The following is an 18,639-nucleotide window of genomic DNA, read 5'->3' on the forward strand; positions in this document are numbered from 1 at the left end:
CTCATCCGGCCTTTCAGGCCACCTTCTCCCCGTGAACGGGGAGAAGGAAAGGCTTGCGTCCCGTGTACCATTACTCCGCCGCTTCCAGCTGGCCGGCGATGCGGCGGCTCTGCTGTGCCTGCTCGGTGTATTCCTTCTGCCATTCCGACGGCCCGTTGGAAGCACCAACCTGAACCGCCGTCACCTTGTACTCCGGACAGTTGGTCGCCCAGTCGGAGAAGTCGGTGGTGATGACATTGGCCTGAGTGTCGGGGTGGTGGAAGGTGGTATAGACCACGCCTGGCGATACCTTGTCGGTGATCGTTGCGCGCAGCGTCGTCTCGCCGGCGCGGCTTTGCAGGCGCACCCAGTCGCCGTCACGCAGACCACGTACTTCGGCGTCATGCGGATGGATCTCCAGCAAGTCCTCGGCGTGCCAGGCGACGTTTTCGGTGCGCCTGGTCTGCGCGCCGACATTGTACTGGCTCAGGATACGGCCGGTAGTGAGCAGCAGCGGGAAGCGCGGGCCGGTCTTCTCGTCGGTAGCCACATATTCGGTGCGGATGAACTTGCCCTTGCCGCGCACGAAGCCGTCGATGTGCATGATCGGGGTGCCCTCAGGCGCCTTGTCGTTGCACGGCCACTGCACCGAGCCCATCTTTTCCAGGAACTCGTAGGAGACGTTGGCAAAGCTCGGCGTCGTCTTGGCCACTTCGTCCATGATCTCGGAGGGGTGCTGGTAATTCCAGTTCAGGCCCATGGCCTGGGCGAGCTTCTGCGTCACTTCCCAGTCGGCATAGCCGTTCTTCGGTGCCATCACCTTGCGCACGCGGTTGATGCGGCGCTCGGCGTTGGTGAAGGTGCCATCCTTCTCGAGGAAGGTCGAGCCGGGCAGGAACACATGGGCGTAGTTTGCCGTCTCGTTGAGGAACAGATCCTGCACGACGACGCATTCCATGGCTGCGAGGCCGGCCGAGACGTGCTTGGTGTCCGGGTCCGACTGCAGGATGTCCTCGCCCTGGATGTAGATGCCCTTGAACGTTCCGTCGACGGCGGCATCCAGCATGTTGGGGATGCGCAGGCCAGGCTCGTCGTCGAGCTTCACGCCCCACAGGCTGTCGTATATTTCGCGCACGGCATCGCCCGAAATGTGACGGTAGCCCGGCAACTCGTGCGGGAACGAGCCCATGTCGCAGGCCCCCTGCACGTTGTTCTGGCCGCGCAGCGGGTTCACGCCCACGCCCCTGCGGCCGATATTGCCGGTCAGCATGGCGAGGTTGGCGATGCCGATGACAGTGGTCGAGCCCTGGCTGTGCTCGGTCACGCCGAGGCCGTAATAGATCGCGGCATTGCCGCCGGTGGCATAGAGGCGAGCCGCACCTCGGATCGTCTCGGCAGGAACGCCCGACAGCTTTTCCGCCGCCTCGGGGCTGTACTGCGGGTCCGAGACGAACTCGGCATAGTCCTGGAATTCCGACCAGTCGCAGCGCTCGCGGATGAACTTTTCGTCGAACAGGCCTTCGGTGACGATCACATGCGCCATCGCGGTGACGATAGCCACGTTGGTGCCCGGCTTGAGCGCCAGGTGATGTTCTGCCTCGATATGGGCCGACTTCACCATCTCGGTGCGGCGCGGATCGATGACGATCAGCTTGGCACCGGCGCGCAGCCGCTTCTTCAGCCGCGATGCGAACACCGGGTGGGCCGAGGCGGGGTTGGCGCCGATGATCAGCGCGACGTCGGTATCTTCGACCGAGTCGAAGTCCTGCGTGCCCGCCGAGGTTCCATAGGTCTGGCCGAGGCCATAGCCGGTTGGCGAATGGCAGACGCGAGCGCAGGTGTCGACGTTGTTGTTGCCAAAACCCTGGCGGATCAGCTTCTGTACGAGGAAGGTTTCTTCGTTCGTGCAGCGCGAGGACGTGATGCCGCCGACAGCACCGCGACCATACTGGTACTGGATGCGGCGGAATTCCTTGGCCGTGTACTCAAGTGCTTCTTCCCACGACACTTCGCGCCATGGATCGGCGATGTTCTCGCGGATCATCGGGTTGAGGATGCGCTCCTTGTGCGTGGCATAGCCATAGGCGAAGCGGCCCTTGACGCAGGAGTGGCCGCGATTGGCCTTGCCGTCCTTCCACGGCACCATGCGCACCAGCTCGTCGCCGCGCATCTCCGCCTTGAACGAGCAGCCGACGCCGCAATACGCGCAGGTGGTGACGACCGAATGCTCGGGCTGGCCGATCTGGATGACCGACTTTTCCGTCAGCGTCGCCGTCGGGCAGGCCTGCACGCAGGCGCCGCAGGAAACGCACTCGCTGTCGAGGAACAGTTCATGCGCGCCCGGCGAAACGCGGCTTCCGAAGCCGCGGCCTTCGATGGTCAGCGCAAAGGTGCCCTGCACCTCTTCGCAGGCCCGTACGCAGCGCGAGCAAACGATGCACTTGGACGGATCGTAGGTGAAATAGGGGTTGGACTCGTCCTTGGCCATCCACTTGAAGTTTTCGACGCCATTGTTCTTGGCGCGAACGTGGTTGTCACCTTCATAGCCGTAGCGCACGTCGCGCAAGCCCACTGCACCGGCCATGTCCTGCAATTCGCAATCGCCATTGGCCGCGCAGGTCAGGCAGTCGAGCGGGTGGTCGGAGATGTACAGCTCCATCACGCCCTTGCGGATGTCCTTGAGACGGCCGGTCTGGGTGTGGACGACCATGCCGGGCATGACAGGCGTGGTGCAGGACGAGGGCGTGCCGTTGCGGCCTTCGATCTCGACGAGGCAGAGTCGGCAGGAACCGAATGCATCGACCATGTCGGTGGCGCAGAGTTTGGGAATGGCAATGCCCGCTTCCATCGAGGCGCGCATGATCGAGGTGCCCTCGGGCACCGTCACCTCGAAGCCGTCGACGGTCAGCGTAACCTGCTTTTCGGACTTGGAGGCAGGGGTGCCAAAATCGATTTCTTGAATGAGACCCATGATGCCGTCTCCTATTCCGCTGCCTGAGCGACCGCTGCCGGCCGGAAATCTTCGGGGAAATGGTTGATGGCGCTCATCACCGGATAGGGCGTGAAGCCGCCAAGAGCGCAAAGTGACCCAAACTTCATCGTGTTGCAGAGGTCGGTCACCAGCGCGAGCTGCTTTTCGGGCTCGATGTTCTGAGCCAGCTTGTCGAGCGTTTCGACACCGCGCGTCGAACCGATGCGGCAGGGCGTGCACTTGCCGCAACTTTCGATGGCGCAGAATTCCATGGCGAAGCGCGCCTGCTTCAGCATGTCGGCGCTGTCGTCGAACACGGTGATGCCGGCATGGCCGATCAGGCCGTCCTTGGCCGCGAATGCCTCATAGTCGAACGGCGTGTCGAATAGCGCGCGCGGGAAATAGGCGCCGAGCGGGCCGCCGACCTGCACCGCCTTGACCGGGCGCCCGGTTGCTGTGCCGCCGCCGATCTCGTCGACGATCTCGCCGAGCGTGAGACCGAAGGCCACCTCGAACAGGCCGCCATGCTTGACGTTGCCGGCAATCTGGATCGGGATCGTGCCGCGCGAGCGGCCCATGCCGAAGTCCTTGTAGTACTGCGCGCCCTTGTCCATGACGATCGGCACGGAGGCGAGCGAGATCACGTTGTTGATGACGGTTGGGCGGCCGAACAGGCCCTGGATCGCCGGTAGCGGCGGCTTGGCGCGAACAACGCCGCGCTTGCCCTCGAGGCTGTTGAGCAGCGAAGTTTCCTCTCCGCAGACATAAGCACCAGCGCCCGAGCGGATCTCGATGTCGAAGCCCTGGCTGGCGCCGAGCACGCTCTTGCCGAGCACACCGGCGCGGCGCGCCACCTTGACGGCCTTTTCCATCACCGCGATCGCATGCGGATATTCCGAGCGGATGTAGACGTAGCCCTTGGTGGCACCGGTCGCGAGGCCGGCAATCGCCATGCCCTCGATCAAGACGAAGGGATCGCCTTCCATGATCATGCGGTCGGCGAAGGTCGCGGAGTCGCCTTCGTCGGCGTTGCAGACGATGTATTTCTGCGTGCCCGGCGTATCGAGGACCGTCTTCCACTTGATGCCGGTCGGGAAGCCCGCGCCGCCGCGTCCGCGCAGGCCGGATTCGGTCACCTGCTTGACGATGTCGGCGGGTGCCATGGCGACCGCATTGCGCAGGCCAACGAGGCCGCCATGGGCTTCGTAGTCTTCCAGCGAGATCGGATCGGTGATGCCGCAACGGGCAAAGGTCAGCCGTGTCTGCTTGGCGACGAATGGCAGTTTTTCAGGATCGCCGAGCGACAGCTTGTGCGCGCCGCCGGTGACAAAACCAGAGTCGAACAGCGACGCCACGTCCTTGGCCGAAACCGGGCCGTAAGCAACGCGGCCGGCGTCCGTGACGACTTCGACCATCGGCTCGAGCCAGTAGAGGCCGCGCGATCCGTTGCGCACGATCTTGGCATCGACGCCGCGCTCAGCTGCCTCCTTGGCAACGGCCTTGGCGACCTTTTCAGCACCGAGCGAAAGCGCGCCGGAATCGCCGGGAACGTAGATCGTCACGCTCATGAGTGGATCTCCTCGGCGATTTCATCGATCTTGTCGGCGTCGAGCCGGCCGATCACTTCGCCGTCGAGCATCGCGGCGGGCGCGCATGCGCACAGGCCGAGACAGTAGATCGGCTCCAGCGTCACGTCGCCGTCCTTGCTGGTTTCGTGGAAGCCGATGCCGAGCTTCTGCTTGATCTGGGCGGCAATCGCGTCGCTGCCCATCGACTGGCAAGCCTCGGCCTGGCAGACCTTGAGCACATGGCGGCCGGCCGGGTGATGGCGAAAATCGTGGTAGAAGGTGAAGACGCCGTGCACTTCGGCACGCGACAGGTTCAGCGCTTCGGCGATGATCGGCAGGGTTTCCTGCGGAACGTAGCCGAATTCCTCCTGAACACCGTGAAGTATCGGGATCAGCGGACCCTCGAGGCTCTTCAACTCGCTGATCACCGCAGCGGTGCGCGCTGCGATCTCGGTACTTGCAGGCTGCAGAACCATGCAGCGCCCTCCCTGACACTGGCGCCGACTTAGGCGCTATGTCTCTATTGAACCCGATCTCAACGCCCGGAATCAATAAAGCTGTTTCGTCACATGATAAAAATTTTCTATCGAGTGGACGGAGCGCCAGTCATTATATCACGGCTTGCGCCGGAAGTTGCCTGCTAGCGTCATGGCTTCCTCAATGAGCGCCTTGACCAGTGGCGTGTGCGGCTCGCGAGGTGCCGCGACCAGCCCGACGCTGTGGCTGGCATCGGGTTCGACTATGGGAATTGCCCGGATAGGTTCGGCGAAACCAAAGGTCTCGGCAAGGTTCAGCGGCATGATCGATGACCATTTGCCGGTCCGGATGTGGGAGAACAAGACGATCATCGAATTGGATTCGAGGGTCGGGCGCACCTGCACGCCTGCTTCGGCGAGATGCTGGTCGATGATACGCCGGTTCTGCATGTCGGGCGTCAGCAGGCACAGCGGCAAGGTGCTCACTTCCTCCCATGTCACCTTGTCGCGGTCGGAATACTCGTTTCCGGCAGCCGTGATCAGCTGGTAGCGTTCGGCGTACAGCGGCACGCTGGTGACACGCCCCAACGGTTCGTTGTCGAGATATGTGATGCCTGCGTCGATCTCGAAATTGCCGAGCAAAGACAGGATCTCGATCGAGGTGCGCGACAGGATCGAAAAGGTGACGCCCGGGTGCTTTTCGCGCATCGGCGTTGTCAGCTTTGGCACCATGGCAAGCGCTGTCGGCACGGCGGCGATGCGGATGCGCCCTGACAGGCCGTGGCGGGCGGCGCGCATCTCGTCACGCATGGCGCGTGTGTCGCCGACGATGCGCCGCGCCCAGTCCAGCACCTGCCGGCCTTCTGGCGTCAGGCCCTGGAAGCGCGAGCCACGCTGCACCAGCATGACGCCCAAGATGTCCTCGAGCTGCTTGATGCCGGCCGACAGCGTCGGCTGCGTGACGCCGCATTCCTCGGCGGCGCGTCCGAAATGTTGCTCCCTTGCGAGCGCGATGAAGAACTCAAGCTTGTCGATCATGCCGGAAAACTATCCGGCGCCGTCCGATTAAGCCAGTCTTCACAAGGGACTACCGCGCGAAAATCATCTGTTCACGAGGTTGAGGATGTTGCCGTCGGGATCCTTGAACCAGGCGACCTTAATATCGCCGAAGACATGGATGTCGCCCTGATGGGCGGTTTCGGGCAGGTCGTAATGCTCGAAGTTCACGCCCTTTGACTTGAGTTCACTGACCAGGCTGTCGATCTTGTCGCCGACCTTCCAGGTCACCGCTGTCGCCTTGTTGGTACCGGCATAATCCGATCGATAGACGTTGATCACCGTATCGCCGCTTTTCAGCACCGACACTTGCTCGCCCATGTGGTCGACTTCCCTCAGGCCAAGGGTGTGCTCGTAAAAGGCCTTGGCGCGGGCGAGATCCCTGACTGCGAGATTTGCAACGGCGTTGGTTTCACCAAGCATGGCTTTCTCCTTTGTCTTGTCCTCGCACCCCGTTCAGTAAATAGGGTCGCCCCAGCGGGGCGACAGTGTAGCGCGAGCCGGTGCCTCTACGGGCCGACCAGGCGTGGTGTTCAGCGGCGGAACGGGATCAAGGCTCGCAACCGTTCGTCACGCAGGTAGAGCCCGCCCCAGGCCATCAGCCCGAGATAGACGCCGAACAAGGTGTGCGAAAACAGCGGGTTGCTGATGCGTAGATGGATCGCGATGGCCCCGCCGAGATAACCGGTCAGCAAGATCGCGCCGAGGATCGCCGTCCGCGGCCAGGCGTAGAGTGCGGTACATATAAGCGTCAGCACACCGAGCGTTCGTGCCAATTCAGGTGGAAAGCCCAGCGCTGCCGTGGTGTCGATCACCACTTGCAGCGGCACCAGCTTGATCACCGCGTCGAAGACAAGAAAAGCGATCAGGGCGCCGCTGAGGACACGTCCGGTCCACAGGACAGGGCTCGAAATGGTTGGAGTTACAATAGCCGATTGCATGGTCTGGTCCCTCGTAATGCTGCTTGTTTTGCTTATGCGCCGGCGTTGCCGCTGCTGATCATCCACGGTGTGCCGAACTTGTCCTTCACCATGCCGAACCCCTTGGCCCAGAAGGTCGGGCTGAACGGCATGTTGACGGAGCCGCCATCGGCTAGGGCGTTGAAGACGCGCTCGGCCTTGGCGAGGTCGTCCATGTCGACAGACACCGAAAAGCCAGACATTTCAGTACGGTATTGCGGCGGCGCGTCCGAAGCCATCAGCACCTGGTCGCCGATGATGAGTTGGGCGTTGATGATCTTGTCTTGCCACTCCTCCGACACGTCCTTGCTCGCAGGCGTTTCGCGGTGGGTGAGCATGCCTGTGATCTTGCCGTCGAAGACCTTGGCGTAGAACTCGAAAGCCTCGCGGGTGTCGCCGTTGAAGAAGAGGTAATTGACGAATTTCATGTCGGTTCTCCCTGACGTTTGCGCTCAGTCTGCCCCAAGGACGCAGCAGGCAGCGCCGCGCCGACATGCTGGCGCGGATTTCTTTTTTGCCGGGCAAGCATGGGGCGATCGGCGGGCTGGCCCATCGGGCATGGCGCGGCTGCCGTATCGGGTAGCTTGGTTCTTGAGGCAAACTGCACTATCTCAATGACGCAATGGAGCAGTAAGGCAGGGCCCAAATGTCAGTCACCAAAGAAACCGTTCTGGAGCGTCTCAAGACGGTCAACGGCCCGGATTTCTCAGGCAACATCGTCGATCTCGGATTGCTGTCCGACATTTTTATCGCTGACGGCAAGGTGTTCTTCTCGATCACCGTTCCGGCTGCCCGCGCGCAGGAAATGGAGCCGCTGCGCGCCGCTGCCGAGCGTGTCGTCAAGGCCATCCCAGGCGTCACGGGGGCTGTAGTTGCCCTGACCGCCGAGAAAAAGGGTGGTGGCATGGAGGCGCCCGTGCCGCAGCGTCCAGCGCCTGCGCGCCCGGCCGCAGCCGCGCCCGCAGCGCGTCCGGCACAGCACGCGCCAGCCTCGCAAAGCCAGGGCAAGCGCGGCGTTCCGGGCATCTCTTCGATCATCGCCGTTGCCTCGGGAAAGGGTGGCGTCGGCAAGTCGACCACCGCCGTCAACATCGCGCTCGGCCTCCAGGCGATTGGCCTCAAGGTCGGCGTGCTCGATGCCGATATCTATGGCCCGTCCATGCCGCGCCTGCTCAACATCCACGGCCGGCCCGAGACGGTCGACGGCAAGATCCTGAAGCCGATGGGCAACTACGGTCTCAAGGTCATGTCGATGGGCTTCCTCGTCGACGAGGAGACGCCGATGATCTGGCGCGGGCCGATGGTCATGTCGGCGCTGACCCAGATGCTGCGCGAGGTCGAATGGGGGCCGCTCGACGTGCTCGTCGTCGACATGCCGCCCGGCACTGGCGACGCCCAGCTGACCATGGCCCAGCAGGTGCCGCTGGCAGGTGCTGTGATCGTCTCCACGCCGCAGGATCTTGCCCTGATCGACGCGCGCAAGGGCTTGAACATGTTCAAGAAGGTCGACGTGCCATTGCTCGGCATCGTCGAGAACATGAGCTATTTCATCGCTCCCGACACCGGCAAGCGTTATGACATCTTCGGACATGGCGGTGCCAGGAAGGAAGCCGAACGCCTTGGCGTGACCTTCCTTGGCGAGGTGCCGCTCGAAATGGGTATCCGCGAAAGCTCGGACGCAGGCACGCCGGTCACGGTGTCGAAGCCGGACGGTGCCGAAGCCAAGGTCTATCGCGACATCGCCACCAAGGTCTGGGCTCGTCTGCAGGAAGAAAAGGACGCTTCGGAAGCCGCCACGCCGACCATCGTGTTCGAGTAGGCGAGGGGGCCTCGGCCCCTCATCCTTCACGCGGCGGCAGTCGCCGCATCTCGAAACCCGTCTTGCTGCGCGCAAACCCGGCATTCTCGTAAAACCCCAGGGTTGCCGGGTCTTTCGAACCGGTCAGCAGCATCACCTTGTAGCAGCCGAGCGACCACGCCGTTTCGACGGCGCGACCAAGCACGGCCTCGCCGTGGCCACGCCCGCGAAAATCGGAGTGCGTCACGACATTTTCGATCAGCGCATAGGACGCGCCGCTGCGGACGAAATTCGGTATGACGACGAGCGTGCACGTGGCAACGAGGATGCCGTCGCGCACGCCGAGAAATATCGAGCTGCCTTCGATACGCGAAAACCGGTCCCAGATCAGGCCGGCCTTCGCGTCGTCCAGCGGCACGTCGTCGGGAACCAGATGCCTGTAGAGCTGAACCAGTCCAGGCAGGTCCGCACGGGTTGCCCGGCGAATTGTCAGTTCGGATGGCATGAAAATCCCCGCCGATCGCGGCTTCGCCGCCGCGCTCTTCAGCCGTTGTTGGACGCCAGATAGGCCGGCAGGTCGGCAATCGAGTCCAGCACCACGTCAGCCATCGGTGTCAGGGACTCGCGCGTGCCGGTGCCCGAAAGCACGGCGACTGCGAGACCTGCCCCTCCGGCGCGGGCCATTTCGAGATCGTGGCGATTATCACCCACCATGGCGATTTCCGACGGCTTGAGGCCGGTGAGATCGGAAAAGGCGTGGATCGAATCCGGTGCTGGCTTCGGATTGGCTACCGCGTCATAGCCGTAGGCAGCCTCGAACATCTGCGCGACACCGAGCGTCAGCAGCGTCTTTTCCGCGCCGCTGGTCGAATCGTTGGTGGCGACGCCGAGCCGGAAGCCCGCGCTATGCAGGCGTGCCAGTGCGTCCTTGCTGCCGGGCAGGGGGACGGCCTTGGCCGAGCCTTGTTCGGCCGACACCTGGTCGAAAACCTTGACCAGTGCGGCCCGCTCGTCATTGCCGGCGTCAGGGTACCATAGAGCCACGATATCGGCGTTGGTGCCGGCGGCAAACACCGAATCGGCGCGGAAACCATGTGCCTCGAAATCGTAGCCGGCTGCGTCCATCAGCGCATCGGCGCGTGTCTTGTCGCCGTCAGCCGCCTTCAGCGCCATCATTTCGCCGATGGCGAACCATGTCGCCTGGAAATCGACAAGGGTTCCGTCCTTGTCGAAAAGTATGCCCTTGATGCCCCGCAATATGACTACTCCCCTGATCTGAGCCGGTGGATATGCTCCACGAGGCCTGCTGTCGAGGAGTCGTGACGCGCGGCATTTTCTCGCCCCTCCACGACAGGCAGCAGCCCGGTGGCCAGTTCCTTGCCGAGTTCCACGCCCCACTGGTCGAAGGCGTTGATGCCGAACAGCTGCGCTTCGACGAAGACACGATGCTCATAAAGCGCGATCAGTCGCCCGAGCATATGCGGGTCGAGCTTGCGGTAGAGGAGGGTCACCGAAGGGCGGTTGCCCGAGAAAACGCGATGCGGCGCGATCTTGTCGACCTCCTCGGGCTTGATCCCCTTGGTCAGCATCTGCCGTCGCGCTTCTTCGAGCGTGCGTCCCTTCATCAACGCTTCCGACTGCGCAAGGCAGTTGGCGAGCAGGAGGTCATGGTGTTCCTTAAGGTCGGGCTCGTGGCCTTCGGCAGCCGCCAGGAACTCGACCGGGATGATATCGGTACCCTGGTGCAGCAGCTGGAAAAAGGCGTGCTGGCCGTTGGTGCCGGGCTCGCCCCAGACCAGCGGTCCGGTCGGCGTCACCACCCCGCCGCCAGCGAGCGTCACGCTCTTGCCGTTCGATTCCATGTCGAGCTGCTGCAGATAGGCCGGCAGGCGCGACAGGCGCTGGTCATAAGGAATGACGGCGCGTGCGGGATAGTTGCACACCGCGCGGTGCCAGAAGCCGACCAGCCCCATCAGCACGGGAATGTTCTTGAGCAGCGGCGCGGTGGCGAAATGCCGGTCCATGGCATGCGCGCCGGCCAGGAACTCGCGGAAATTCTTCGGGCCGATGGCGATCATGATCGGCAGGCCGATCGCCGACCACAGGGAATAACGCCCGCCGACCCAGTCCCAAAAGCCGAAGACGCGGCCAGGCTCGATGCCGAAGGCGGCAACCTTCTCGAGGGCGGTCGACACAGCGGCGAAGTGTTTGCCCACGGCCGCCGCGCCAAGCTTTTCTTCGACCCAGCGCCGCGCGGTCGCGGCATTGGTCATCGTCTCGACGGTGGTGAAGGTCTTGGACGCGATGATGAACAGCGTCGTCTCGGCGTCGAGCCCCTTCAGCGTGTCGTGGATATGGGCGCCGTCGATGTTGGAGACGAAATGCGCCCGCGGCCCGTCATGATAGGGCGCCAGCGCCAGCGTCGCCATGGCGGGGCCGAGGTCGGAGCCGCCGATGCCGATGTTGACGATGTCGGTGATCTTCTTGCCGGTGGCGCCTGCCGCCTTGCCCGAGCGGATATCGTCCGAAAACGCCGCCATGGCGTCGAGCACTGCGTGTACGTCCACGGTAACGTCATGGCCGTCGAGCATGACCGGTTCGCCGACGGGGTTGCGCAGGGCCGTGTGCAGCACCGCGCGATCTTCGGTGACGTTGATGCGCGCACCGGCAAACATAGCCGCGCGCTTGCCCGCGAGGTCGATCGCCTGGGCCAGCTTTTCGAGCAGCGCCATGGTCGTGGCGTCTACGGCGCATTTCGACCAGTCGAACAGCAAGTCACCGTCGGTCACCGAAAAATGCTGGAACCGCTTCGGGTCGGAGGCGAATGCCGCCCGCAAGTTCCTGGGCGCGTCCTGATGATGGTTGCTAAGCGCGGTCAGCGCCGCATGAAAGGATTGGTCGATCATCTGGAAACTCCGGGGATGTGAGCTGCTGGCATCACCCTAGCAGACCTTGAGAGTCATTGAGAGGCGTCGCGGCGGACTATCGTTCCAAATTTCAATCGGTTCAATTGCCTCCATCTACAACCGTCGCTGGAAAGGTTCACTGGCATAAATCTATAGGATTAGAAAAATTGATTGGTGCAACCGCTTGTACCAAGGATAGCGTTCTATGGTCCAGCAAAGTCAAAAAGACTGGACATGCGGGAAGAGATTCTATGCCACAGCGAAACGACACGGCTATCTGGTCAGGCTTGTTCCGGATTTCGGCGGAATCAGGTCAGACGCTCCAGGCCCAGATCAGGCAGGCGATCGTCGCCGCCATTCTCGACCGCCAGATCGCGGCTTCGATGCCGCTGCCTTCGTGCCGCATCCTTGCCGAAAAGCTTGGCGTGGCGCGTGGCACGGTGGTTCTGGCTTTCCAGCAGCTGGTCGACCAGGGCTTCCTCGTGGCGCGTGAGCGCCGGGGCCATTTCGTCAATCCCGAAGTGTTGGCAACGCCGGCCAAGCCGCAGCAGAAGAGCCCCGACCAGGCCAATGAAATCGATTGGAAGGCGCGCCGCCAGATCGCTGCCTCCGACATGCCTCCGCCCGCCAAGCTCGAAAACTGGATCAAGTCGTCCTACCCCTTCGTCTATGGCCAGTTCGACCCGACGCTGTTTCCGACCGCCGAATGGCGCGAGTGCAACCGCATGGCACTGGCGGTGCTTGAAATCCGCAACTGGGCGGCGGACATGGTCGACCGCGACGATCCGCTTCTGATCGAGCAGATCCAGGCACGCCTGCTGCCGCGCCGTGGCATCTTCGCCAACCCAGACGAGATCATCGTCACGCTTGGCGCGCAGAACGCGCTCTACATGCTCGCAACGCTGCTGATGTCCAAGGGCTCCAAGGTTGCGATGGAAGACCCGGGCTATCCGGATGCTCGCTCGATCTTCCGGCTCGCCGGTGCCGACATCGAGCCGGTTCCGGTCGACCATTCGGGCATCGTCACGTCGGCGATCCCGTCCGATGCCGGCTTTGTCTTCGTTACGCCGAGCCATCAGTGCCCGACAATGGTGCCGTTGAGTGCAGAGCGGCGGCAGGACCTCCTTGCCCGTGCCATGCGCAACAACCAGATCATCATCGAGGACGGCTATGACAGCCAGTTGCTCGACGAAGCGCCCCAGCAGGCATTGAAGAGCCTCGATCGCTCCGGCCGTGTCGTCTATGTCGGCTCGATGTCGAAGACGCTCGCGCCCGGCCTGCGTCTCGGCTACATCGTCGCCTCGGCGGATCTCATCGCCGAGCTGCGCGCGCTGCGCCGCTTCATGCTGCGCCATCCACCGGCCAACAACCAGCGCGCGGTCGCTCTGTTCCTGTCGCTCGGCCACCATGAGGCGCTGGTGCGCCGGTTGTCGACCGCCTTCGGCGAGAGGCGCAAGCGATTGGTCCAGGCGATCTCGGCTTTTCTGCCAGACTGGCAGTCGACCGACTCCGCCGGCGGCACGTCCTTGTGGCTCGAAGGGCCGCGCGGCACCGACTCGCGCGGGCTTGCCGCTGCTGCTGCGACACGCAGCGTCATCATCGAGCCGGGCGAACGCTTCTTCGAGCATTCCGACAAGCCTACCCGCTTCATGCGGTTGGGTATTTCCTCGATTGCGCTCCAGCATATCGAACCCGGAATCCGCGAACTGGCGACCGCCGCCGGACGCCGCCCAGCGGCTGCATGATGCCCTTCGCCGGCGGCTCCTCCGCGCCGCCGGCTTATATCAGCGATCTGGCATATCCGGCGGAATCCGTTGGCCCATAGTCTGGGCCAATGGACACGGCATAGTCGCGCAAAGGGAACGAGGCGACACGACGGTGGCATAATCACTGCGGGCCAGCCTCAGAGAAATTCGGAGGACCTGCATGCCGCATGCCATCGAAAGCCATGACCTGTCGGCGGAGCAACGCTCGCGCCGATCCGGTGGCAGGGAGGCCAGGCGGGCGATGCGCGCGGCTCCACTCGCCGACGACATCCGCCCCATCCGCGCTGGCCTCGAAGGCGGACGCTTCCAGGCGCTGGGCCCAAACGATCTCGAACGCATCCACGAAGCGGTATTGACGCTGCTTGAAACCGTCGGCTTCGCCAACGCCATTCCAAGCTGCATCGAGGCGCTGACGAGGGTCGGCGCAAGCTACGGCGACGACGGCCGCATTCGTTTTCCGCGCGCGCTGGTGCTCTCCACCATCAAGAATGCTGCCCGCAACTTCACGCTCTGCGGCCAGGACCCCAGGCACGACATGGTGATCCAGGGCAAGCGCGTGCACTACGGCACCGCCGGCGCTGCCGTGCATCTTGTCGACGTCGAAAAGCGCGAATACCGCGAAAGCCTGCTGCAGGACATCTACGACGCCGCCCGCATCGTCGACGGGCTCGACAACATCCATTTCTTCCAGCGCCCCATGGTGCCGCGCGACATTCCCGACCCGCTGGAAATGGATTTCAACACGCTCTATGCCTGCGTGTCGGGCACGTCCAAGCATGTCGGCACAAGTTTCACCGTGCGCGAGAACGTCGCCCCGGCCTTGGAGATGCTTTACGAAATCGCCGGCGGCGAGGAGAATTTCAGGGCCCGCCCGTTCGTCTCCAACTCCAATTGTTTCGTCGTGCCGCCGATGAAGTTCGCCGAGGATGCCTGCGGCGTGCTCGAGGCTTGCGTCGACGGCGGCATCCCGATCCTGCTGCTGTCGGCAGGGCAGGCGGGCGCAACAGCACCGGCTGCCATCGCCGGCGCGGTGGTCCAGGCAGTGGCCGAGGTGCTGGCCGGCCTGGTCTATGTCAACGCGTTGAAACCCGGTCACCCCGCCATCTTCGGCACATGGCCCTTCGTCTCCGACCTGCGCACCGGCGCCATGTCGGGTGGATCGGCCGAACAGGCGCTGCTGACTGCGGCCTGCGCCCAGATGGCCCAGTTCTACGATCTGCCCGGCGGTTCGGCCGCCGGCATGGCCGACTCCAAGCTACCCGACATCCAGTCCGGCTACGAAAAGGGCATCACCAATGTCATGGCGGGTCTGTCGGGCCTCAATCTGGTCTATGAGTCCGCCGGCATGCATGCCTCGCTGCTCGGCTTTTGCCTGGAAAGCCTGATCATCGACAACGACATGCTGGGCCAATGCCTGCGCTGCGTGCGCGGCATCGAGGTCACCGACGCGGCACTGTCGATCGACACCATCACCGAGGTGTGCCTCAAGGGCCCCGGCCACTACCTCGGCAACGAGCAGACGCTCAGGCTGATGCAGACCGAATATTTCTACCCGGCCGTTGCCGACCGTTTCTCGCCCAAGGAGTGGAACGAAAAGGGCAAGCCCGATTTGCTGGGCAAGGCGATATCAGAAAAGAAACGCATCCTGGCCGAGTGCTTTCCGCGCCACGTTCCCAAGGCCACCGACGACAGGCTGCGCGCCCGCTTCGGTGAACTGATCAAGTTGCCGCGTGGCGGCATGGGCGGGTAGGGGGGCTGCCGCTAGTCGCTGCTCAACCCGAAGCGCTCGACCACCTCGGGGTTGATCAGCTTGGCATGAAGCGCAAGCAACACGATCTCCGCATCGAAACCCTCGCCGGCTTCCAGTGCGCCCTCGATGCGTTGCTCGGCTTCTTCCATGGAGTCGTGGCCATTGGCCCGCTCGAACGCTTCCGGTCCGGCGATGCAGTAGCCGAACAGTTGCGCCACCGGCGGGTAGGCCTGGGACGGTGGATCGTTTGGCCATTGATCCTTCATCAAATTGACGATGGTGAGCTTTACGCCTTCCGGAACCAGCGCTGGATACAGATCGACACCGCGCAAGGCCGTGTCCAGCTCGCGCAGATCGCCCGAGCGGCCGAACATGCCGAGGAATCCAAGGGAAGAACGTCGTCTGGCCATGATGTCCCATTCCGTTTCCCAACCAATTAGGTGGTTCGGAAACGGAATACAAAGGTCGACCGGTGCAAGTCACCGGTAACAGGGCAACGTTGGCCAACTACTCCTTGAGCGCCAGCCAGCGCGAGCGGTGAACGTTGCGGACGTTGTCTTCGAAGCCGGCAACTTTCGGCGACACAAGATTTTTCGACACCGCCCAGGTCAGCGGAATGACTGCCGTTTCGTCGAGTGCCAGCCTTTCGGCGGCCCTCAGCAACGCTGCCCGCTCCGCTGCGTCCTGTTCGGTTGCCGCCAGCTCAAGCAGCCGGTCGAAGGCCGGGTTCGAGTAGCTCGGATAATTGTTGGGATGGCCGGTTTTCATGAGCGCCAGGGAGTCGGCGGCGTCTGAATAGTCTAGAATCCAGCGCGTGGAGCCGCCGGCGAAATCGTGCCTGTTGAGCGCGCTCTGATGTTCGGGAATTGGCGCCCTCACGAACTCGGCCTCCGCGCCTATCCCCTTCCACGCGGCTGCCACTGCTTCGCTGACCTTGATCTGTGGAGGCAAGTCGGATGTGCGTAGCTGGAATTTGAGTGGCTTGTCGGGTCCGTAGCCGGCGGATTGCATCAGCGCTGCCGCCTCCGCCACGCGCTGCTCGTATGATTTCACTCTCCAATCGGGCGCATAGGGGGTGGCGCCGAAGCCCGGCACGCCGGGCGGCACCATCCCATAGGCGGCAGCCTGTCCTGTCTCCAGCACGCCCGCGCCCAATTGCTCGCGGTCGATTGCCATCGACAATGCGCGCCGCAACTGTGGATCGTTGAAGGGCGGCGTCTTCATGTTCAGCACGTAGTACCAGATGCCGAGCGTCGGCGTGATGCGCGCCTCGCCTGGCCTGCTCGTCTCCAGCCTTTTCATCTCCAGGGCGGGGAATTGGGTGGCGATGCCGAAGTCGCCAGCCTCATACGCCGCGAGCGTCGCGGCTTCATCGGCTAGGATATGATAGACGACCTCGTCGACTTCGACCTCGTCTGCCGCCCGATAATTGTCGTTCTTTACCGCGCGCAGCGTCTTCCCAGGCTTCCATTCGGCGAGTTTGAAGGCGCCATTGCCCACCAGATGTTCCGGCTTGGCCCAGTCATCGCCGAACTTCTCGATGATGTGCTGCGGCACTGGATAGGCACTCGCCTGCACCAGCGCCTGCAGGAAATAGGGCATCGGCCGTTCGAGCTTGATTTCGAGTGTCTTGGCGTCGGGAGCAGCCATCCCGAGCGCGGCTGGGTCGGTCACGATACCGTTGTTGAAGGCCTCGGCGTTCTTGACCGGGAACTGGATGAAAGCAAACTCGGCCTTGGTCTTGGGGTCCAGTAGGCGGCGCAGGCCAAACAGAAAGTCGCTCGCCTGTAGTGGCTCTCCGTCGCTCCATTTCAGCCCGTCGCGCAGCTTGAATGTGTAAGTCAGCCCGTCCGCCGACACCTTCCAGGATGCGGCCTGGCCGGCCACCGGGTTGCCGGACGGGTCTTCGGTGACCAGACCTTCGAACAGATCGCCGACGATCAGGTCCGGCCAATCGCCGGTGAGCTTTTGCGGGTCGAGTGTCGCCGGCTCGGCAGAGGTCTGGATATCGATCGTCGCCGCCAAGGCAGCGTCCGTCAGCAGCATGGGAATCAGGATGAATGCACTCAGCCAGGATGCGATGCGATTGCGCATGGCCATTCCACCTCTGTTGCTGGCTCAACATACACCAGCGGGTTGCGCGCGCGAAATCGCTCGCCCTTGCGCACGTTCCCGGATTTTTCTGCCGCCGGGGGAATAGAACGGAGCATCTCCCGTTCCTCACAGGCAATCACCAAGGTTGCCGAACAGGAGATGGAAGATGAAAAAGATATTTGCCGTAATTGGCGCATTGCTTGTTGCAGCCCCTGCAAGCCAGACGTCTGCAATGGCGGACAGCGATATTTCGAGTTTCTTCAAGTCGGTGGTTTCGGGCGGAAAGAATTCGAGCGGACGCAACGGCTGGTCGAATTCAAGCAGCAACCGCTCGTCCAATTCTTCGGACAATTCGAGTTCCAACCGTTCTTCGAACTCGTCGAACAACTCGAGCTCCAACAGCTCGTCCAACTCATCGAGCAATTCGAGTTCCAACTCGTCGTCCAATTCCAGCTCGAACTCTTCGTCGAACTCGAGCTCGAACAGTTCGTCGAACTCGTCGTCCGACGACGATTGAACCCCAAGCGGATCAGGGAAAAAGGGCCGGTGGTTCGCCTCCGGCCCCTTTTTTTGTGCCCGATGAAAGTTAGCGCTGGGCACGGGCAAACTTACGATACCAGCCGTCGGAGGCGATGGTGTTGCGGAAGACGCGGTTGCGGTCCTGCTTTTCGTGGTCGCTCTCGGCACGGATGTCGGCCGAAAGTTCCAGCGCCTTGCGTTCAAAGGGAATGACCTGCGCGATCGGCGCGCCCTTTTCGATGATGTGCAGCCCGTCCGCGCCGGTGGCGAAGAACGGGAAATGGATCTCGGCTGTGTAGCTGTCGGTGTCGACCACGCCGGAGACGATCTCGAAGATGCCGTTCGGCCGGTTCAGCGGCTGTACGAACAGGCAGCTCCAGCCCGGCGGCGTGCGGATGCTCCAGTAGTTGTGGAACTTGCATGGCGGCAGCGGTGCGCGGGGGTTGCCGGTGACCTGGTGGGCGCCGTGGTTGCTGACCAGCGTGCGGTCGAAATCCCAGGCGGTATCGACTGTCTTGCCGCCGTCCGAAATCTCCATGCGCACGGTCGCCGCCAGCCGGATGATCCAGCCAGCGGTCATGGCGTCGAGAAACGGCATGCAGCGCTTGACCGTCAGCCCGCTGTCGCCGGCCGACAGCTTCTCTGGGTCGACAGCCGGCAGCTTGCGGAACCAGTCGGGCAGGAAGGTCTTGGCCGGCACCGGCGGCGGGATCACGCCGTCGTCCTCGGGGCGGCAGAGAAAGCGTATCGAGCGCGGCTTGGGCGAAAGGAACATCTGGCATCTCCTTGATGATGCC

General features: G+C 63.0%; 17 protein-coding genes. 3 read left to right on the forward strand and 14 right to left on the reverse strand.

Going from position 1 to position 18,639, the window contains the following annotated elements; translation table 11 throughout:
- Positions 1–70: 70 nt before the first annotated feature.
- The 7 genes from fdhF to C8K44_RS15180 all read right to left on the reverse strand — a co-directional run bounded on the left by fdhF (position 71) and on the right by C8K44_RS15180 (position 7,437).
- Entirely contained in the window at positions 71–2,950 is a 2,880-nt protein-coding gene (gene fdhF, locus C8K44_RS15150) for a formate dehydrogenase subunit alpha (protein ID WP_109576613.1), read from the reverse strand.
- 11 nt (positions 2,951–2,961) lie between these two features.
- On the reverse strand, positions 2,962–4,518 hold the full coding sequence (locus C8K44_RS15155; protein WP_109576614.1) for an NADH-quinone oxidoreductase subunit NuoF: 1,557 nt from the start codon (positions 4,516–4,518) through the stop codon (positions 2,962–2,964).
- Complete coding sequence (locus tag C8K44_RS15160) at positions 4,515–4,994, reverse strand: formate dehydrogenase subunit gamma (protein ID WP_109576615.1); 480 nt, start codon at positions 4,992–4,994, stop codon at positions 4,515–4,517. The genes C8K44_RS15155 and C8K44_RS15160 overlap by 4 nt, the downstream gene beginning before the upstream one ends.
- A 138-nt stretch (positions 4,995–5,132) precedes the next feature.
- On the reverse strand, positions 5,133–6,032 hold the full coding sequence (locus C8K44_RS15165) for a LysR family transcriptional regulator (protein WP_109576616.1): 900 nt from the start codon (positions 6,030–6,032) through the stop codon (positions 5,133–5,135).
- 63 nt (positions 6,033–6,095) lie between these two features.
- Positions 6,096–6,473, reverse strand: a complete 378-nt coding sequence (locus tag C8K44_RS15170; protein WP_109576617.1) for a VOC family protein — start codon at positions 6,471–6,473, stop codon at positions 6,096–6,098.
- A 110-nt stretch (positions 6,474–6,583) separates the two neighbouring features.
- On the reverse strand, positions 6,584–6,991 hold the full coding sequence (locus tag C8K44_RS15175; RefSeq protein ID WP_109576618.1) for a DoxX family protein: 408 nt from the start codon (positions 6,989–6,991) through the stop codon (positions 6,584–6,586).
- A 32-nt stretch (positions 6,992–7,023) separates the two neighbouring features.
- Positions 7,024–7,437, reverse strand: a complete 414-nt coding sequence (locus C8K44_RS15180; RefSeq protein ID WP_109576619.1) for a VOC family protein — start codon at positions 7,435–7,437, stop codon at positions 7,024–7,026.
- 218 nt (positions 7,438–7,655) lie between these two features.
- Between C8K44_RS15180 and C8K44_RS15185 the strand changes: the two genes are divergently transcribed.
- Positions 7,656–8,828 carry an Mrp/NBP35 family ATP-binding protein gene (locus C8K44_RS15185; protein WP_109576620.1) on the forward strand — a complete coding sequence of 391 codons (1,173 nt, stop codon included), beginning with the start codon at positions 7,656–7,658 and terminating at the stop codon, positions 8,826–8,828.
- A gap of 19 nt (positions 8,829–8,847) precedes the next feature.
- Here C8K44_RS15185 and C8K44_RS15190 read toward each other — a convergent pair whose 3' ends face one another.
- From C8K44_RS15190 to pgi, 3 genes are read right to left on the reverse strand one after another with little or no spacing between them, the layout of a single operon-like run.
- Complete coding sequence (locus C8K44_RS15190; RefSeq protein WP_109576621.1) at positions 8,848–9,312, reverse strand: GNAT family N-acetyltransferase; 465 nt, start codon at positions 9,310–9,312, stop codon at positions 8,848–8,850.
- A 38-nt stretch (positions 9,313–9,350) separates the two neighbouring features.
- Positions 9,351–10,064 (reverse strand): HAD family hydrolase, encoded by a 714-nt coding sequence (locus tag C8K44_RS15195; protein WP_109576622.1) that lies wholly within the window; start codon positions 10,062–10,064, stop codon positions 9,351–9,353.
- 5 nt (positions 10,065–10,069) lie between these two features.
- Positions 10,070–11,713, reverse strand: a complete 1,644-nt coding sequence (pgi, locus tag C8K44_RS15200) for a glucose-6-phosphate isomerase (RefSeq protein ID WP_109576623.1) — start codon at positions 11,711–11,713, stop codon at positions 10,070–10,072.
- 251 nt (positions 11,714–11,964) lie between these two features.
- Here pgi and C8K44_RS15205 point away from each other — a divergent pair, with 251 nt between their 5' ends.
- Together C8K44_RS15205 and C8K44_RS15210 are read left to right on the forward strand one after the other, a co-directional pair.
- Positions 11,965–13,458 (forward strand): PLP-dependent aminotransferase family protein, encoded by a 1,494-nt coding sequence (locus tag C8K44_RS15205; RefSeq protein WP_109576624.1) that lies wholly within the window; start codon positions 11,965–11,967, stop codon positions 13,456–13,458.
- 181 nt (positions 13,459–13,639) lie between these two features.
- Positions 13,640–15,229 carry a trimethylamine methyltransferase family protein gene (locus tag C8K44_RS15210; protein ID WP_109576625.1) on the forward strand — a complete coding sequence of 530 codons (1,590 nt, stop codon included), beginning with the start codon at positions 13,640–13,642 and terminating at the stop codon, positions 15,227–15,229.
- An 11-nt stretch (positions 15,230–15,240) separates the two neighbouring features.
- Here the strand turns inward: C8K44_RS15210 and C8K44_RS15215 are convergent, their stop codons facing one another.
- The 4 genes from C8K44_RS15215 to C8K44_RS15230 form a co-directional block, all read right to left on the reverse strand.
- Positions 15,241–15,639 (reverse strand): hypothetical protein, encoded by a 399-nt coding sequence (locus C8K44_RS15215; protein ID WP_109576626.1) that lies wholly within the window; start codon positions 15,637–15,639, stop codon positions 15,241–15,243.
- Between the two features lie 97 nt (positions 15,640–15,736).
- Positions 15,737–17,323 carry a peptide ABC transporter substrate-binding protein gene (locus C8K44_RS15220; RefSeq protein ID WP_158282739.1) on the reverse strand — a complete coding sequence of 529 codons (1,587 nt, stop codon included), beginning with the start codon at positions 17,321–17,323 and terminating at the stop codon, positions 15,737–15,739.
- 126 nt (positions 17,324–17,449) lie between these two features.
- Entirely contained in the window at positions 17,450–17,929 is a 480-nt protein-coding gene (locus C8K44_RS27525; RefSeq protein WP_158282740.1) for a hypothetical protein, read from the reverse strand.
- Positions 17,910–18,617, reverse strand: coding sequence for a DUF6065 family protein (locus C8K44_RS15230; RefSeq protein ID WP_109576628.1), 708 nt, complete (start codon positions 18,615–18,617; stop codon positions 17,910–17,912). Before C8K44_RS15230 ends, C8K44_RS27525 begins: the two co-directional genes overlap by 20 nt.
- Positions 18,618–18,639: the final 22 nt, after the last annotated feature.

The organism is Aminobacter sp. AP02 (assembly GCF_003148805.1).
GTDB lineage: Bacteria > Pseudomonadota > Alphaproteobacteria > Rhizobiales > Rhizobiaceae > Aminobacter.

What these genes read in the sequence shown, in the direction of transcription:
- fdhF (WP_109576613.1), bottom strand. Translation starts at nt 2,950, where the DNA reads ATGGGTCTCATTCAAGAAATCGATTTTGGCACCCCTGCCTCCAAGTCC.
- C8K44_RS15155 (WP_109576614.1), bottom strand. Translation starts at nt 4,518, where the DNA reads ATGAGCGTGACGATCTACGTTCCCGGCGATTCCGGCGCGCTTTCGCTC.
- C8K44_RS15160 (WP_109576615.1), bottom strand. Translation starts at nt 4,994, where the DNA reads ATGGTTCTGCAGCCTGCAAGTACCGAGATCGCAGCGCGCACCGCTGCG.
- C8K44_RS15165 (WP_109576616.1), bottom strand. Translation starts at nt 6,032, where the DNA reads ATGATCGACAAGCTTGAGTTCTTCATCGCGCTCGCAAGGGAGCAACAT.
- C8K44_RS15170 (WP_109576617.1), bottom strand. Translation starts at nt 6,473, where the DNA reads ATGCTTGGTGAAACCAACGCCGTTGCAAATCTCGCAGTCAGGGATCTC.
- C8K44_RS15175 (WP_109576618.1), bottom strand. Translation starts at nt 6,991, where the DNA reads ATGCAATCGGCTATTGTAACTCCAACCATTTCGAGCCCTGTCCTGTGG.
- C8K44_RS15180 (WP_109576619.1), bottom strand. Translation starts at nt 7,437, where the DNA reads ATGAAATTCGTCAATTACCTCTTCTTCAACGGCGACACCCGCGAGGCT.
- C8K44_RS15185 (WP_109576620.1), top strand. Translation starts at nt 7,656, where the DNA reads ATGTCAGTCACCAAAGAAACCGTTCTGGAGCGTCTCAAGACGGTCAAC.
- C8K44_RS15190 (WP_109576621.1), bottom strand. Translation starts at nt 9,312, where the DNA reads ATGCCATCCGAACTGACAATTCGCCGGGCAACCCGTGCGGACCTGCCT.
- pgi (WP_109576623.1), bottom strand. Translation starts at nt 11,713, where the DNA reads ATGATCGACCAATCCTTTCATGCGGCGCTGACCGCGCTTAGCAACCAT.
- C8K44_RS15205 (WP_109576624.1), top strand. Translation starts at nt 11,965, where the DNA reads ATGCCACAGCGAAACGACACGGCTATCTGGTCAGGCTTGTTCCGGATT.
- C8K44_RS15210 (WP_109576625.1), top strand. Translation starts at nt 13,640, where the DNA reads ATGCCGCATGCCATCGAAAGCCATGACCTGTCGGCGGAGCAACGCTCG.
- C8K44_RS15215 (WP_109576626.1), bottom strand. Translation starts at nt 15,639, where the DNA reads ATGGCCAGACGACGTTCTTCCCTTGGATTCCTCGGCATGTTCGGCCGC.
- C8K44_RS15220 (WP_158282739.1), bottom strand. Translation starts at nt 17,323, where the DNA reads ATGCGCAATCGCATCGCATCCTGGCTGAGTGCATTCATCCTGATTCCC.
- C8K44_RS15230 (WP_109576628.1), bottom strand. Translation starts at nt 18,617, where the DNA reads ATGTTCCTTTCGCCCAAGCCGCGCTCGATACGCTTTCTCTGCCGCCCC.